We start from the raw sequence: 14237 nt of genomic DNA on the forward strand, positions 1-14237 counted from the left end.
CTCTCATGCGCCAGACACTCATGCCATGGAGTTTGCTCGGAGCATCAGCCCTGCTTCTAGCAGGCTGTGCTTCAGCACCTAAAGAACCTATCGAAACCCTGCCTGATTGGGTCGCTAACCCACCCAAAAGTAGCCGTTACCTTTACGGTGTGGGCAGCTATGAACGTATCGATAATCTGGCGCTGGCTTTTGCCCAAGCAGAACAAAATGGCAATGGGCAGATTGCTCAACAATTAAAGACTCAAGTCAGCCAAACCACGACGAGTCAGGTGAACGTTGCCCAGTCTAGCCAAGGGGAACAAGTTACCCGAAATGACACCCTCTATACTCGGGTTAAGACAGCCCCCATCGAACTGGAGCAAACCAGCAACCAGGAGCGGTATGCCGGTTTAGACTACGTCTATGCTCTGCAAGTATTGGATCGCAGTCGCGCTTTAAGCCGCCTTCGTCTGCAGATTGATGAGGTTGAAAGTGATATTCTCAGTCAAGCAAAAGCGCTTTCTCCCAAGGTAATCGAAGCGGACTGGCCCATTTACATGCAGCTCATTCCAAGCTTCGCACAACGCTCCAAACTTGTTGAAAAGTATCAGCTTTATTCACAAAGCGGTGCATCATACGAAGGTGATGACCGGGTAAAAAGCGTTGAAAAAAAGCTTACTTCGGCCTTTCAAACCTACCGGTTTTACGTCCCTAATTCGGCACAGCAAAGCTCCCTTGAAGCCGCTTTTACGGAAGCAGGTTTTCAAACTAGCCGGCAAGCTTCGACCTTTACCGTCATGAGCAATACCCAGACTCGCAGTGAAACACAAAAGACCCGCCATTATGCTTTTATGGAAGGGACTCTCACCCTGACTGACCGCAATGACACCATGATTGGCAGTTGGCAAGTTTCCGCGCGGGGCATTGGGCTCAATGATGTGTCAGCTGAGCAAAAAGCTCGCCAAGCCTGGGCAGATGCAGCCGTCGAAGCTTTAGTCACTCACCTCAGCGCTCGCCCTTAAAGCCTCCTCCTGAAGTGACCTTCCAGACAACAAAAAGCCCTGTTAAATCACTCTAACAGGGCTTTTTAATGCCGTTGTATCGGACAGGATTACAGCAAACCAACTGCCAACATTGGAAAGGCGATAATCAAAATCAAACGCACCAAATCAGAGATCACAAATGGCATCACGCCCTTATACATCTGACCAATGGAAATGTGCGGTGCGACAGACTTGATCACAAACACATTCATTCCCACTGGTGGTGTAATCAACCCCAACTCCACGGTGATAACAGCGATGATACCAAACCAGATAGGATCAAAGCCTGCGGCTTGAATCAATGGATAAACCACAGGGACCGTCAGCAGCAGCATAGCAATACTGTCCATAACGCAACCCAACACCATGAAGAGGATCAAAACACAGAACAACACCATGTAAGGCGATAGCTGCATGGCATCTACCCAATCAACAAGAGTGAAAGAGATACGAGAAACTGACAGGAAGTAACCAAAGATCTCTGCACCAATGATCATAAAGAAGATCATGGCCGACATTACCAAGGTTTCTTGAATGGCATCAATAAAGCCTTCAAAGCGCATGCCACGTACTACAGCGATGACCAAGGTTGCCGCCGCACCCACAGCCGCCGCCTCTGTTGGCGTAAACCAGCCACCATAGATACCACCAATGATGAACAAGAACACCCCAGTAAATGGCACCAGTCCTTTTAGACCAATCAGCTTTTCTTTTAAGCTCGTTGCCTCACCTGGCTTGGCGATATTTGGATAAACCGTCACCAACACGGCTACGGTTAGTCCATAAAGCACCAATCCTAATAGGCCCGGAATCAAGCCAGCAATGAACATATCCCCAACAGACTGCTCAGTAATCAAAGCGTAGAGCAACAAAGCAATAGATGGGGGAATCATGATTCCCAAGGTGCCACCAGCTGCCAAGGTCCCTGTTGCTAAAGTGGGCGCGTAGCCGTTCTTTTCCATTTCAGGCAATGCCACACGGGACATACTCGCAGCCGTCGCCATCGAAGAGCCAGAAATAGCAGAGAAGATGCCGCAGGAAGTCACTGCCGCCAAAGCCATGCCACCACGCCATGCACCAAACGCCTTACGGGCTCCGGTAAACAGCTCTTGGGACATGCCTGCCTTTGAAGCAAACACCCCCATTAAAATAAACATTGGGATGGGGCTGAAGCTGTAGTTTGACATGGTTTCAAAGGGCCCTGTGGCCAAGATAGAAACCGCAGGTTCAAACGCGACAATCCAACCAAATCCGATAAAACCCATGGCCGCCATGCCTAAAGCAATAGGCGCACGGAGGGCGATCATTAACAACATGATCGCAATACAAGATAATCCAATCGCTGTGGTACTCATGCGTCAGCCTTCCCATCAATAATTAGTTCAAGCGCGTGTAAAGTCGCAGAGATGCACAGCATTGCTGTAGCAAATGAGGCAATCCCATAGAAATACGTCATAGGAATCAAAAGATCTTGAGTGGTCTCATAACTCATGGCCGCTTCATCTACTAAATGATAGAAGCTGTAGGCCATAGCGCCGCCCAAGAAAGCGAAGCACAGCAGATAAAAACCTTCTAAAAACGCTTTTTTGCGGTCACTTAGGTGATCCGTAAACAAATCCACAATCACCTGTGAACGACTCACGGAGTGAGGCAGTACAAATAATACGGTGAATAACAGACCATATTTAACCAGCTCAACCCCGCCAATAAAGGTGAAGTCAATGGCACCGTCCGTGATGGTGAAAAGTCCTCGCGAAATAACGTCGGCTAAAGTTGACACCATCATACTGATTAGAAAGACACCGCCAATCCAATGCATTAACAGGGTAAACTTCCCGAACACACGAGTAATTGCATTCATAATAAACTCCGAAGACTGCCAAACTGAGTAGACCTTATAAACTATATAGGCCTACTCTCGTTTAGCAACGACATGACAGCAGGACGCCGTCATGCGATAAAGCGATCACTATTTACAAGTGGTTTGACCTAACTCTACTGCACGAGCGTAGACCTTATGAGCAGGCAAACGCTTCTTATCCAATTCGTTTAGGTAATCTTCTGTTGCTTGGTAAAGCACTGGTTTCCAAAGTGGGTTTTCTGCGCCACCTTCGATCACATTAATTTTGTGACCCATTTCTACCGCTTGCTTACGGCCGGCTTCATCAAGACGATCAAAAGAAGTCGCTGCAATTTCAGACCATTTCATGCCTGAGTTGTCATCGATCACCTTTTTAAGGTCCGCTGGAAGTTTGTTGTAGAAGGACTTATTCATCGTCACGATGAATGAAAGCGTGTACAAACCACCTACTTCTGTATGGTGCGGTGTAAGCTCATTCAAACGGAAGGTATATTGACCTTCCCAAGGCAGAGACACCCCATCAATGACACCACGTTGAGTAGATTGGTAAGCACTTGGCGCTGGCATACCTACAGGCTGGGCACCTAGACCTTCAAGGATTTTGGCCACTACAGCGGTCGGACGACGAATACGCAGGCCTTCCAAATCAGAAGGCTTAGTCACTTCTTTTTCAGTGGTGTGGATGCCACCTGGTCCATGGGTGAATAAGAACAGTGGTTTAGTATCACTGTATTCTTTATCTAGGAAACCTTCGTCATAAATAGACTGCAAAATACAGGAGCCTTGGGCGGCACTTTGAGTCACGCCAGGCAGCTCTACAATTTGAGTCAGAGGAAAGCGGTTAGCTGTGTAGCCTTGAACCGTTGCCGATACGTCAGCAATACGGTTTTTCGCTGCATCGTATAGTGCAGGTGGCTTAGCCAACGTAGAGGATGGGTACATTTCAACTTTGATGCGGCCATTTGATTGCGTTTCGATGGCTTCTGCCCATGGCTCAAAAATATCTTTCTGAGCGCCCGCTACAGGGGGAAAGAAGTGTGCGAAACGTAGGGTGTAATCCGCAGCATTAGCATTTGCCGAAGCGATAACCGTTGTTGCAATAGCGGCCAACGCACCGTGTTTTATTATTGTTTTCATAACAGAGCTCCAAAGTAATTATTATTAATGTTGCTATGGTTCTATCGGTTTATATAACAAAGCTAACAACCCATTTATCAAAATGGTAATTGATTATTAAGCCGCCTCATTGAAAAATTGGATAGCATTTTTGATTTATCACGTTAAAAAATCGGCAAAAAAATAATTAAGCCCATGTTTTATATGACTTTATTAAACCCTAAAAGATATCCAATTATTTCGATAAGGTTACATGAGACGACTTATGAGTTAGCCTTTTAGGTCTTCATAAGGCAAGCCAACATATTGTGTTGCAATGACTTTTCGCCCCGCTTCATTGTCAGTATAGAAGCTCAATTCGGATTCCATAAACTTAGCAAAGGTCACAGAATCCGTACCATTGACTTCCACATCGCCAAAGTCATGCATCATGTTCGTCATCCACCAAGAGAATCGCTCCCCATGCCAAACTCGGCGTAGGCAAATCTCGGAGTATTGGGACACGCAGCTGTGGTCGCCTTGTTGGTAGGCTCGAGTCATAATTTTATATAAGGTCGCCACATCAGACGCCGCGAGATTCAGGCCTTTGGCACCGGTTGGCGGCACAATATGGGCGGCATCTCCTACCAAAAACAGCTTACCGTATTGCATAGGCTCACACACAAACGAACGCAAAGGGGCGATACTCTTTTCGATGCTCGGGCCTGTTTCCATGGTGGCCGCCACATCAGCAGGTAAACGGCGCTTTAACTCTGTCCAAAAAGCTTCATCGCTCCAGTTTTCAACTTTGTCCGTTAAGGGCACTTGGATGTAATAACGGGAACGGGTAGCAGAACGCATGCTGGCCAAAGCAAAACCACGGTCAGTTTTACAGTAGATCAACTCATCGTGAGCGGGTTTGGTATCAGACAGCAAGCCTAACCAACCAAAGGGATAGACACGCTCATGCTCTGTTTTAACCTCGTCTGGAATGGTTTTGCGAGACACCCCATGAAAACCATCACAACCTGCGATGTAATCACAGTCTAGACGAACTGTTTCCCCATCTTTTTCAAAGGTCACATAAGGGGCGCTTGCGTCCGACTTCACATCATGGAGCTGAACATTGCTTGCCTCGTAAACGGTCGTTAAACCTGCTTGCTCCCGTGCCACCATCAAGTCACGAGTGACTTCCGTTTGCCCGTATACCATGACAGTGTCGCCACCGGTCAATTCATCCAAGGCAATGCGCACACGCTTGTCATTGAAAGCAAGCTCGACACCTGTGTGCACTTCTCCCTCTTTGTCCATGCGCTCTGATACGCCAGCTTCACGAAGTAAATCCACCATGCCTTGTTCCAATACACCAGCGCGTATACGCCCCAGCACGTATTCACCTGAAACACGCTCAACAATAACGTTATCGATCCCCTGCTTTGCTAACAGTTGACCCAACAACAAACCAGACGGACCCGCACCGATAATGGCAACTTGAGTTTTCATAGTAATCTCACCTTGTTATTTTTGTTCGCCGAGGCGATTGACATAAGATGGATTAATAGTGGCTAAGGATGAGTCAAAGCATTAGGAACTTTCGGGACAATAAATTGTACTTTTTGGACAAAGTTAAACTATCCTATAGAATCAAACTTAATGAAATTTAAGCTCACAAATACCGAAGATGACCTATTTTAATATCATTTAACTAGCATTATTCAAATTTTAGACATGTATTGGTTTTTCACAATCAATTGAGAATTTTCTCCTATGCAGAAAAACATCCCCCAATTTGGTCTTTATGGTGAGGGTCGCTGGATAGACGATCCAGAGTTCGTCCATATTGAAGACATTGAGGCTCGTAGTGGCGAGCTAGGCTGGCGTATCAAAGCCCACCAGCACACCCAGCTATTCCAAATTTTGCTACTCAACCACGGTTCCGTACAGGTTAAGATGGATACGGAGACTCGCTACTTAGAAGGCAAATGGGCCATCATAGTGCCACCAGGGATTGTTCATGGGTTCCGTTTTTCCCCGGAGACCGATGGCAGCGTGCTGTCCATTTCTGACTCCCTACTCGAACAAACGCCAGACAAACTGGGAAAGCATACTCAAGCACTCACAACCCCAGGCTTTATCAACTTCAATCGTTTACCAGAAGCCTTTCAACATGTGAGGCAGTTAATTGAGCTATTGGAATATGAATTCCAGCAAGTACATGAGGGTAAGAATGCCCTGATAGAACACCTTCTAAAGGCTATATTAGTGCTCGTGGTTCGCCATCAAGTGGCCACCTCTCCTGATGCTCCTCTCAGTAACGATGACACCCTCATTAATCGACTCAAGATACTCGTCAATGAGCGCTACAAAAATCACCTAAAAACCCTCGACTATGCAAATCAGCTAAATGTCTCAGAAAAGAAGCTCAATAGAGTCACTCAGCAAGCATTTGGTAAGACAGTGGTGCAGCTTGTTCATGAGCGCTTGATGCTAGAGGCCAAACGTCATTTGGTTTACACACAAAAATCTGTCGAAGAAATCGCCTATGACTTAGGATTCAAAGATGCTGGCTATTTTTCTCGCTTTTTTAAACGCCAAGAAAAACTCACCCCAGGAAAATATCGTCAACTATCTGATCCTATAGCCCTTTAGAGAAAAAGATAACCTATTGTTTTTGAAATCAAAAAACATATTCGATTAGATATTTTCATCATTCTGTTTAGAATTGATCGTTTGTACAAATTCTACCCATTTCCTACTATTACCACATCGAAACACACATTAACTTTCTCAGGAGAAAGACCATGAACAACACTTCTTATGACAACTTAGACACTGACTTTTATGTAGAACGCGCTTACGAACTTCGTCGTCTTTACGTGGCAGCTGCGGTAAAAAACTTCGCACTTCGTGTAAAAGCTTTCTTCACTCCAAGCCCTCGTTCTTTCCAAGGTAAAGCGGCGCACTAATCGCCTCACTTATCTGTAGCACTCGTTTCTGATCGCACAGTAAAAACAACACCCCGATCAGCAAAACGTGGCTCCAGAATCCCTCTCCCTAGCTTCATTTTCTTTCCCACACACCACTCTTTCACCCAGTTTCTACTACGTTTTTCTGTCACATTACTGTAACCATTCTTTCATAACATGACGCTTCAACCTCATGTTCTGACAGTGATAAAATGCAAACAGATAAGGCTCTTTTACTTGATCAAATACTTCAACAGGGACTGATCACTCCATTATTTCAACCCATCTATGACCTAAGTAATGGTCAGGTATTTGGGTTTGAAGCCTTATCCCGTGGACCTCAAAACAGTGAACTGTTCGCACCGGACGTCTTATTTCCATTTGCCCAATTGTCAGGCCGACTGCATGAGCTGGAGCTCCTATGTCGCGCTAAGGCCATTTCACAATTTGCCCAATTAAAACTTCCAGGGCAGCTATTTTTGAACGTAAGCGCGTCTCTCCTAAGCAGCCCAAATCATCAAAAAGGCATGACCTTAGCCATCCTCAATAAATTGGGACTCAGTGAAAAGGACATTGTCATAGAATTGTCAGAGCAACATCCCTACGACCACAATGGCTTAAGTCGCAAAAGTGTTGACCATTACCGGGAGATGGGGTTTCAAGTTGCAATCGATGACCTAGGTGCTGGGTATTCTGGGTTGCGTCTTTGGTCCGAACTGCGTCCTGACATTGTCAAAATTGATAAACACTTTATTGATGGCATTGATAGAGACGAGGTGAAGCGGGAGTTTGTGCGCTCAATTGTAAGCATTTCTCGCCGTTTACGCTGCATCCTGATCGCCGAAGGCATTGAACGCCAGCAAGAGCTAGATCAACTCATCGAATTAGGGGTTCAGTACGGTCAAGGTTACTTTCTGGCGTACCCCACCGCCCAACCCAGCAGCCAAACTAACAGCTATTTAGAGCGTAGCTCTGAGCGACGTGATCGTTTCAATCAGGATCAAAGTGAAACCGTTTTGACCTTGTGTCGCGAGAGCACTTGTGTCGAGAGCCACATTCCTCTGAGCGATGTGGCCAAGATTTTTAAAGACAACCCGAGCCTGGTAGCTTTGCCAGTTGTTGAGGGCAAACACCCCTTAGGTGTCATTCGACGTCACGCTCTCCATGAACTATTCTCGACCCCCTATGGCCGCGCATTGTATGAGAACAAACCGGCTGTAAACATCACAACGAATGATGCCTTAATCGTTGAAAGTCACATTGCCCTAGCCACCGTGTCCACCATGTTTACGGATCAGGAAGCCGATCTACTCAATAACGAGATATTAATTGTGCGAAATGGCGAGTACCTTGGCACAGGACATCTAAAAGACTTACTCAAGCGTATTACTGAGCTAAAAATTCAAAACGCCACCTACTCCAACCCGCTCACCTTGTTGCCAGGTAATGTGCCGATCAATCGGGACATCGATCTTCGCCTACAACAGCAACAAGATTTCTACGTTGCCTACTTCGACCTGAACGATTTCAAGCCTTTTAACGACTATTACGGTTACGCAAAAGGTGACGATGTGATTCAACTACTTGGTAGCATCATTCGTCATGTGGTGACGGGCGATCAGAACTTTGTTGGGCATATTGGTGGAGATGATTTTGTGGTGGTCTTTAGTGACGATAATTGGTGTGAACAATGCCAAAACATCCTCGATCTGTTCGCCGCAGAAGTACGACAATTCTATGATGAAAAAGCTCTGACAGACGGTGGCATCTGGAGCAAAAGTCGGGACGGGGAAAACAAGTTATTCCCGATCTTAAGTCTGGCAATTGGCGTTGTAAACCCGAATCCACAGGCCTGTAATAGCCATCACTTTGTCGCCGAGCTAGCCGCAGTGGCAAAGAAGTCTGCTAAGCAAATTGGGGGCAATGCCATTTATCAGCAACCCTATCAATATTTGTATGACGACGAGCCAACGAAAGCGAGCGAACGTTGCTGTAACGAACTCTCACAAATCTGACACAGCGCCGTCACTAAAGCGTCATGGACAACTTTTAGCCTCAAATATAACCGCTAAAGAGGCTAGAGGCTCATTCTATGCAAACAACCTATCGCGCTGTCTTCATCTCTGACGTTCACCTAGGCACCAAGGCTTGCCAAGCTACCCACCTGCTCGATTTTCTAAACACTATTTCTACCCAAACCTTATATTTGGTGGGAGACATTGTGGATTTGATCGAGATGCGAAAACGCGCCCACTTCACAGAGGAACAACAGCAGGTAGTGCATCGGATACTGGCCTTGGCAAAGGAAGGAACTCGCGTCGTGTACATTCCCGGGAATCATGATGCCTTCTTTCGCCAATTCTGCGGTCAACGCCTTTCTGGAGTGGAAATAGAACAACAAGCGATCCATAAAACCGCAGATGGTCGTCGCTTCTTAGTGAGCCATGGGGATGAATTCGATCAAATGGTAAAAGTCAGCCCCATCATGCTGGCTATTGGTGATAAAGCACACGGTCTGATGTTGGCACTCAATCGTCACATCAATCGCCTGCGCCGGGTGATGGGCATGCCATACTGGTCACTGGCTGGCTATATCAAGCAGCATATTAGTAAGGCTCAAGAGTTCATTACTCGTTTTGAAAGTGCTGCGATTAAAACCGCGCGTAATAAAAAGCTAGATGGTTACATTGGCGGCCATATTCATTTTGCCCGGTTCCAGCGTCAAGGAGAGGTGCTCTACTGTAATGATGGGGACTGGGTGGAACATTGTAGCGCTCTCGTAGAATCAGGCTCAGGAGAGCTAAGCCTGATTCATTGGTCGGAACAACCTTGTCATCTGGCCACGGAACCAGCGAATGAAACTTTGGAGCACTCTCCTTCTTTAATTTAGGCCTGCTGGGTTTATTCCAACGGAGTTAAGACACCTTAGAGGTTAAATTCACCCTCCCGCCACCGAGTTTAATCAGCTCCTGTAAACTCGGTGTGTGATGAAAATGCGCCGTCTGGGCCAGCAAGAGTTCGGCGGTCGCCATAGCATCCGTTAGCGCGTCATGGCCAGGGTAGTCGGGCAATCCATAACGCTCTCGGCAAACAGCTAAACGGTAGCCTCCTTCTTGTATCACCTCCTGTGCACGCTCACGACGATGTCGTTCGATCTGCATGGTGTCCAACCAAGGAAAAGCCAATGAAGGCATGGGCTGGGTTTGCCACAGAGAACGCAGAAAACCGAGTTCAAGGGGGGAATAATGGGCCACCAGCACCTTATCCTTCATGATCTGGCGCAAATATCGCAGCACACTCTCATGACGACGCCCTTGTTCCAACACATCTGCATCGGTAATCATATGAATGCCCACACTGGTATCGTCAATTTGAGCACTGTCTAACAACAGATGCTGGGCGGTATCGAGCTGAATCACGCCGTTTTCAATGAGCACCCACCCAAGACTTATCACTTGATGCTGTTTTGGATCTAAACCAGTGGTTTCCATATCCAACACAAAATAAGAGGCTTCATGCCAAGGCCGCGAGGTTTCTTGACGGCGAGATTGCCAATGATGGAGCGCCTTTAAAACATGTTTAACCATGACATCCCCTAGTGCCTATGCTCATCATGCATAGCCCCGAGCAAAACGTTGCAAGGCAGCACTTTGAGCCTCAGAGATCATGGCGAAGGTTTGCTTGAGATGCTTGCGCTCTAAGGAGCTCAGCTCCGACGGATCAAGATACGCACTGGGTTCCCCAGAGCTTTGCCAATGCTTACGCTGGGCCTGCAACCTGAGTTCATTGAGTTCTTCCCAAGCGTCCATTAGATTGCGAGCGATGTCTAAGCCGATGAGTTTTTCACGGGCAGCTTGTTCCAAGCGGTCTTTGGTCCCGACCCGATAGCGCTTACAACCCAAGCCATAGATCCGAGCTAAGTCATTGATCAATGCCAACCCTTGGTGTTTTAAATCAAGCTGGTGTTTATGCTCCCCAGAGGACTCCAGTAGAAAATTCCGAAAGAAGCCTATGGGAGGCTTAGCGACGGTGCCCGTTCGGGTCAAAGTGGCTAAAAACAAAGACGTTTTTGCGACTCGGTTTTGCATCCCTTCAATCAAGCGCGCAACCCCAGAGTCATCCCCATAAACACAGCGAATATCGAAAAAGATGCTGGCATTAAGCAGCGAGGAAGGGGAGCTGGCCTCTACCCATTTAGCAAACGCTGCTTCCCAGCCTGCTTCGGATAAGCGCCACTTGGGGTTGGACGCCATAATGTCTCCGGGACACGTGCGCACGCCACATGCGGCCAAGCCTTCACACACAAACGTAGCCAATTTAGCAAAGTAAGTGGCTTGTTCGGCGTTAGGTTCTTGAGACAACATCATGCCATTGTCCTGATCACTTCCTAATGACTGATCTTTACGAGCCTGGGAACCAAACACCAAAAATTGGAACGAAAACGGTGGCCGACCAAATTGATCGAAGCCAAGGGCAATTAAACGGCGGGTTAAGCTGTCACTGATCGCGGCAATAACACTGCCAATATCTGAGGTTTTCATATCCGTGAGGATCAAGTTCACAATTAAGGTCGGAAGCTGCTGACAGGCCTGTTTTAGGCCATCTACCGTGTTTTGTCGGTTAATCTGATTAATTAACAATAACGGACTCAACTCTTGGTGGCGCAGTAAGTCTGCTGCGGTCACCATACCTAAAGGAGTCTTGTCTGTGTCTATGATGGGCAAGTGGTGAATATTCTTCTCGCTCATCAGGGTTTGGGCGTGCATGACCAAACTGTTGCTGTCCATGGCCGCTGGGTCGCGGGTCATGATGTCCGATAATGGCAAATCCGCAGACGCGCCAACCGCAAGCACTCGCGAACGTAAGTCTCGGTCCGTAACGATACCGACCAATGCCTTATCCTCTACTACTAAGATGGAGCTGACACGGGATTCTGTCATTTTAGCGGCCGCTTGTTGAACGGTACTGTCCACATGAGCCGTTACTAAGTTTTGGGTCATCACCTGATGTATAGGAGTGGAAAGCTGCAGAGCTGGAGTGGCTAAGTCTGTCGCGTGAGCACGGGATAATTTTCGTAAACGACTGGAACGGGTATGGGTGAAAAACACCGCAAAGTCTTCGCTTTCTTGGATAAGGGTTTGAAAGCCTGATTTTTTAAAACGGTAGATCAAGCTGTCTTCAAGGGCAACCACCTGCAAGCCATCGGGGTTTTGCTCTAGTACGCTGGCCACCCCAAAACAATCCCCATCTGCCAACTTATCCACTAAAGCGCCTTGGGCAGACCGGATCTCACAGGCACCACGCCGAATAAGATGTAACGTGGCTTTTTCACCCTCTAGGTTGAGCTTTTCCCCTTGGCGAGCATAGGTGAGCTCCACGCCTGCAAGCAATTGCTTTTGCTGCACGGCAGTGAGCCCAGAAAAAGGCGGTGTGGCATCGATAAATTTTAGAACTTCAGGAATGTCTATGGCAGCCATGTCAGCGCACCTGTTCATTATTGTTATGACAATAAAGATACGATGTGCGCTAGATTGTTACCACCTTTTCCCAAGAAGTTCGACTATGGTCTAAGCAGGTTGCTCAATGTATCAATGGCTGCTGTGATAGCGGTTACGGCCGGAATTTTTAGCGCCATAAAGGGCATCATCGGCGCGAGTTATCATGGAATCGATGGTATCTTCAGGTTGGTAAACCGCCAGCCCCACACTGACAGAGGTTTCGATCATCTGACCATCTAGTACGTCAAATTTAGCGCTTTTGACGATCTTCACTAGGCTTTCAACACAATGCTCGACTTCCGCTTGATCGGAGTGGGAAAACACCACAAGAAATTCTTCGCCGCCCCAGCGAGCCACATGACCAAGTTCCCCGACCGATTGCTCGATCAAATGCCCAACCGCAATCAAGACTTCATCACCCACTAAGTGTCCGTGCTCGTCGTTAATGCGTTTGAAGTAATCGATGTCGATCATGGCCAGCTTCAATTGCTCTGGTCGGTGATCAAACTCTCGCTTCAACAGGCGCAGCATTTTTCGACGATTTGGCAGTCCAGTTAAAGTGTCCATTAAGGACGCATGCTCAAGCTCTAGGTTCGCTTCTCGCAGGGCGGTTTGATAACGGTCAGAAATGCGAGTAATTTTCTCCAGTTGGCGAATATGCTTGTCAAAGCGCTCACCTAAAGTTTTCTCACGCTTGAGCATCATGTCTTGGTAAGCGTCTGAAACACGCACCATCTGCTCTACTCGATTCCACTGATCCTGATTGTAATCCCATAGATCAGCCAGTATCTGGTGCAATGGGTGATCCGAATACTCCACCGCCCCCAAGGCATCCGTTACACGCTTTTCAAGGTCCTTAATGTTTGATTTCATTCTTGGCCTATTATGTTAAAGGCAAAAGTACAATCTTCTTTAAACTCTTCTGCCAATTCAGCAACCCTTTCATTGTCTACATCATAGTGCCAATTGACGGTCACTTCACGTCCACCATGGTGAGCATCTTCAAACTCATCAAAGATATCCATCATCACTTTGATACTGCTGGTGTTGAGGTACAAGAGGGACAACTCTAAGGTGAGAGGACGGTCATTTTGCTTTAGGAATTCATCCACCCACGCCACTAAGTCTCCGTAAAATTCAAAGGAGTTTTCAGGGTAAGAGTCCCCTTCCATGTACACAATGCCACGACCAGTATCTGTCTCAATCAAAGGGGTTGATTGGGTTGGCGCTATTTTTAAATCATTCATCTTGGTTATCTCAAATTTGTACGCTTACACTAAAGTAGGCTTTAGTCTCATCAATTGCTTTGACCGATGCGGCCATTGGCGCGGTGGCCTTACGCGCCATATCTATTAATCCTAAGCCTGCCCCACTGATGGCATTTTCATCCCTTGGTTTACGCAGCTGCTCTTTGTAGACTTTCTTTAGCTCAGCTTTGTCTAGGGAGCTTAATGCTTCAATTTTCGCCACCAGAGCTTCGCCGTCTTCCAGACGCACAAGGTTACCTGCTGAAATATGGTAATGATCATTTTTGAAGCTCACGACGACGGTGGCGGTTTCGGCACCACCAATCGGAGACTGGGCCGCATAGTGACGAATATTTTGTGTCAGCTCTATATACACGGCAAAAACATCCAATGCGGCGGCGGGAGAAGCCTGTTCACTCTTAAGGTAATTGCGAAGAGCGTTTCCAATCTCTTCTATCAAACTACGGGAGATCGGCCCATTGAAGCACAACAGAATTTTTTCATCGTCAAAGCGCGCTCGCAGCTCATATAAATCCGGTGCAAACATA

General features: G+C 47.1%; 14 protein-coding genes. 5 read left to right on the forward strand and 9 right to left on the reverse strand.

From position 1 onward, the window contains the following. Positions 1 to 5: 5 nt before the first annotated feature. Positions 6 to 1001, forward strand: a complete 996-nt coding sequence (locus ACFQ45_RS08245; RefSeq protein ID WP_377366553.1) for an LPP20 family lipoprotein — start codon at positions 6 to 8, stop codon at positions 999 to 1001. Positions 1002 to 1090: 89 nt separating this feature from the next. Here the strand turns inward: ACFQ45_RS08245 and ACFQ45_RS08250 are convergent, their stop codons facing one another. The 4 genes from ACFQ45_RS08250 to pobA form a co-directional block, all read right to left on the reverse strand. Next, a complete protein-coding gene (locus ACFQ45_RS08250) occupies positions 1091 to 2377 on the reverse strand; it encodes a TRAP transporter large permease (protein ID WP_377366555.1) in 1287 nt (428 codons plus the stop codon). Next, positions 2374 to 2883: a TRAP transporter small permease gene (locus ACFQ45_RS08255; protein WP_377366557.1), complete on the reverse strand. Its 510-nt coding sequence runs from the start codon at positions 2881 to 2883 to the stop codon at positions 2374 to 2376. The genes ACFQ45_RS08250 and ACFQ45_RS08255 overlap by 4 nt, the downstream gene beginning before the upstream one ends. Before the next feature lie 108 nt (positions 2884 to 2991). After that, entirely contained in the window at positions 2992 to 4020 is a 1029-nt protein-coding gene (locus tag ACFQ45_RS08260; RefSeq protein WP_377366559.1) for a TRAP transporter substrate-binding protein, read from the reverse strand. A 249-nt stretch (positions 4021 to 4269) separates the two neighbouring features. Further along, on the reverse strand, positions 4270 to 5481 hold the full coding sequence (gene pobA / locus ACFQ45_RS08265; protein WP_377366561.1) for a 4-hydroxybenzoate 3-monooxygenase: 1212 nt from the start codon (positions 5479 to 5481) through the stop codon (positions 4270 to 4272). A gap of 264 nt (positions 5482 to 5745) precedes the next feature. On the opposite strand from pobA, the gene ACFQ45_RS08270 reads away from it, so the two are divergent. The 4 genes from ACFQ45_RS08270 (at position 5746) to ACFQ45_RS08285 (ending at position 9834) form a co-directional block, all read left to right on the forward strand. After that, positions 5746 to 6627 carry a helix-turn-helix domain-containing protein gene (locus tag ACFQ45_RS08270; protein WP_377366563.1) on the forward strand — a complete coding sequence of 294 codons (882 nt, stop codon included), beginning with the start codon at positions 5746 to 5748 and terminating at the stop codon, positions 6625 to 6627. Between the two features lie 152 nt (positions 6628 to 6779). After that, positions 6780 to 6944 carry an RSP_7527 family protein gene (locus ACFQ45_RS08275; protein WP_377366565.1) on the forward strand — a complete coding sequence of 55 codons (165 nt, stop codon included), beginning with the start codon at positions 6780 to 6782 and terminating at the stop codon, positions 6942 to 6944. A 212-nt stretch (positions 6945 to 7156) separates the two neighbouring features. After that, on the forward strand, positions 7157 to 8959 hold the full coding sequence (locus ACFQ45_RS08280; protein WP_377366567.1) for a GGDEF domain-containing protein: 1803 nt from the start codon (positions 7157 to 7159) through the stop codon (positions 8957 to 8959). 77 nt (positions 8960 to 9036) lie between these two features. Beyond that, positions 9037 to 9834 (forward strand): UDP-2,3-diacylglucosamine diphosphatase, encoded by a 798-nt coding sequence (locus ACFQ45_RS08285; protein WP_377366569.1) that lies wholly within the window; start codon positions 9037 to 9039, stop codon positions 9832 to 9834. Positions 9835 to 9859: 25 nt separating this feature from the next. Here the strand turns inward: ACFQ45_RS08285 and ACFQ45_RS08290 are convergent, their stop codons facing one another. From ACFQ45_RS08290 to siaB, 5 genes are all read right to left on the reverse strand, one after another. Beyond that, positions 9860 to 10531 (reverse strand): 3'-5' exonuclease, encoded by a 672-nt coding sequence (locus ACFQ45_RS08290; RefSeq protein WP_377366571.1) that lies wholly within the window; start codon positions 10529 to 10531, stop codon positions 9860 to 9862. Positions 10532 to 10555: 24 nt separating this feature from the next. Next, positions 10556 to 12421, reverse strand: coding sequence for a DUF294 nucleotidyltransferase-like domain-containing protein (locus ACFQ45_RS08295; RefSeq protein ID WP_377366573.1), 1866 nt, complete (start codon positions 12419 to 12421; stop codon positions 10556 to 10558). A gap of 111 nt (positions 12422 to 12532) precedes the next feature. Then, positions 12533 to 13315 carry a diguanylate cyclase gene (locus ACFQ45_RS08300; RefSeq protein WP_377366575.1) on the reverse strand — a complete coding sequence of 261 codons (783 nt, stop codon included), beginning with the start codon at positions 13313 to 13315 and terminating at the stop codon, positions 12533 to 12535. After that, positions 13312 to 13689 carry a biofilm regulation phosphoprotein SiaC gene (gene siaC, locus ACFQ45_RS08305; RefSeq protein ID WP_377366576.1) on the reverse strand — a complete coding sequence of 126 codons (378 nt, stop codon included), beginning with the start codon at positions 13687 to 13689 and terminating at the stop codon, positions 13312 to 13314. The genes ACFQ45_RS08300 and siaC overlap by 4 nt, the downstream gene beginning before the upstream one ends. A gap of 10 nt (positions 13690 to 13699) precedes the next feature. Beyond that, positions 13700 to 14236, reverse strand: a complete 537-nt coding sequence (gene siaB, locus ACFQ45_RS08310) for a biofilm regulation protein kinase SiaB (protein WP_377366578.1) — start codon at positions 14234 to 14236, stop codon at positions 13700 to 13702. Between the last annotated feature and the right edge of the window lies 1 nt (position 14237).

The organism is Rhodanobacter aciditrophus (assembly GCF_042679525.1).
Classification (GTDB): domain Bacteria; phylum Pseudomonadota; class Gammaproteobacteria; order Pseudomonadales; family Marinomonadaceae; genus Marinomonas; species Marinomonas aciditrophus.

Excerpts from the sequence above, each read along its gene's own strand:
- ACFQ45_RS08295 (WP_377366573.1), bottom strand. The coding sequence starts at position 12,421 with ATGGCTGCCATAGACATTCCTGAAGTTCTAAAATTTATCGATGCCACA.
- siaB (WP_377366578.1), bottom strand. The coding sequence starts at position 14,236 with ATGTTTGCACCGGATTTATATGAGCTGCGAGCGCGCTTTGACGATGAA.
- ACFQ45_RS08275 (WP_377366565.1), top strand. The coding sequence starts at position 6,780 with ATGAACAACACTTCTTATGACAACTTAGACACTGACTTTTATGTAGAA.
- ACFQ45_RS08300 (WP_377366575.1), bottom strand. The coding sequence starts at position 13,315 with ATGAAATCAAACATTAAGGACCTTGAAAAGCGTGTAACGGATGCCTTG.
- pobA (WP_377366561.1), bottom strand. The coding sequence starts at position 5,481 with ATGAAAACTCAAGTTGCCATTATCGGTGCGGGTCCGTCTGGTTTGTTG.
- ACFQ45_RS08270 (WP_377366563.1), top strand. The coding sequence starts at position 5,746 with ATGCAGAAAAACATCCCCCAATTTGGTCTTTATGGTGAGGGTCGCTGG.
- siaC (WP_377366576.1), bottom strand. The coding sequence starts at position 13,689 with ATGAATGATTTAAAAATAGCGCCAACCCAATCAACCCCTTTGATTGAG.
- ACFQ45_RS08280 (WP_377366567.1), top strand. The coding sequence starts at position 7,157 with ATGCAAACAGATAAGGCTCTTTTACTTGATCAAATACTTCAACAGGGA.
- ACFQ45_RS08260 (WP_377366559.1), bottom strand. The coding sequence starts at position 4,020 with ATGAAAACAATAATAAAACACGGTGCGTTGGCCGCTATTGCAACAACG.
- ACFQ45_RS08250 (WP_377366555.1), bottom strand. The coding sequence starts at position 2,377 with ATGAGTACCACAGCGATTGGATTATCTTGTATTGCGATCATGTTGTTA.
- ACFQ45_RS08255 (WP_377366557.1), bottom strand. The coding sequence starts at position 2,883 with ATGAATGCAATTACTCGTGTGTTCGGGAAGTTTACCCTGTTAATGCAT.
- ACFQ45_RS08245 (WP_377366553.1), top strand. The coding sequence starts at position 6 with ATGCGCCAGACACTCATGCCATGGAGTTTGCTCGGAGCATCAGCCCTG.
- ACFQ45_RS08290 (WP_377366571.1), bottom strand. The coding sequence starts at position 10,531 with ATGGTTAAACATGTTTTAAAGGCGCTCCATCATTGGCAATCTCGCCGT.
- ACFQ45_RS08285 (WP_377366569.1), top strand. The coding sequence starts at position 9,037 with ATGCAAACAACCTATCGCGCTGTCTTCATCTCTGACGTTCACCTAGGC.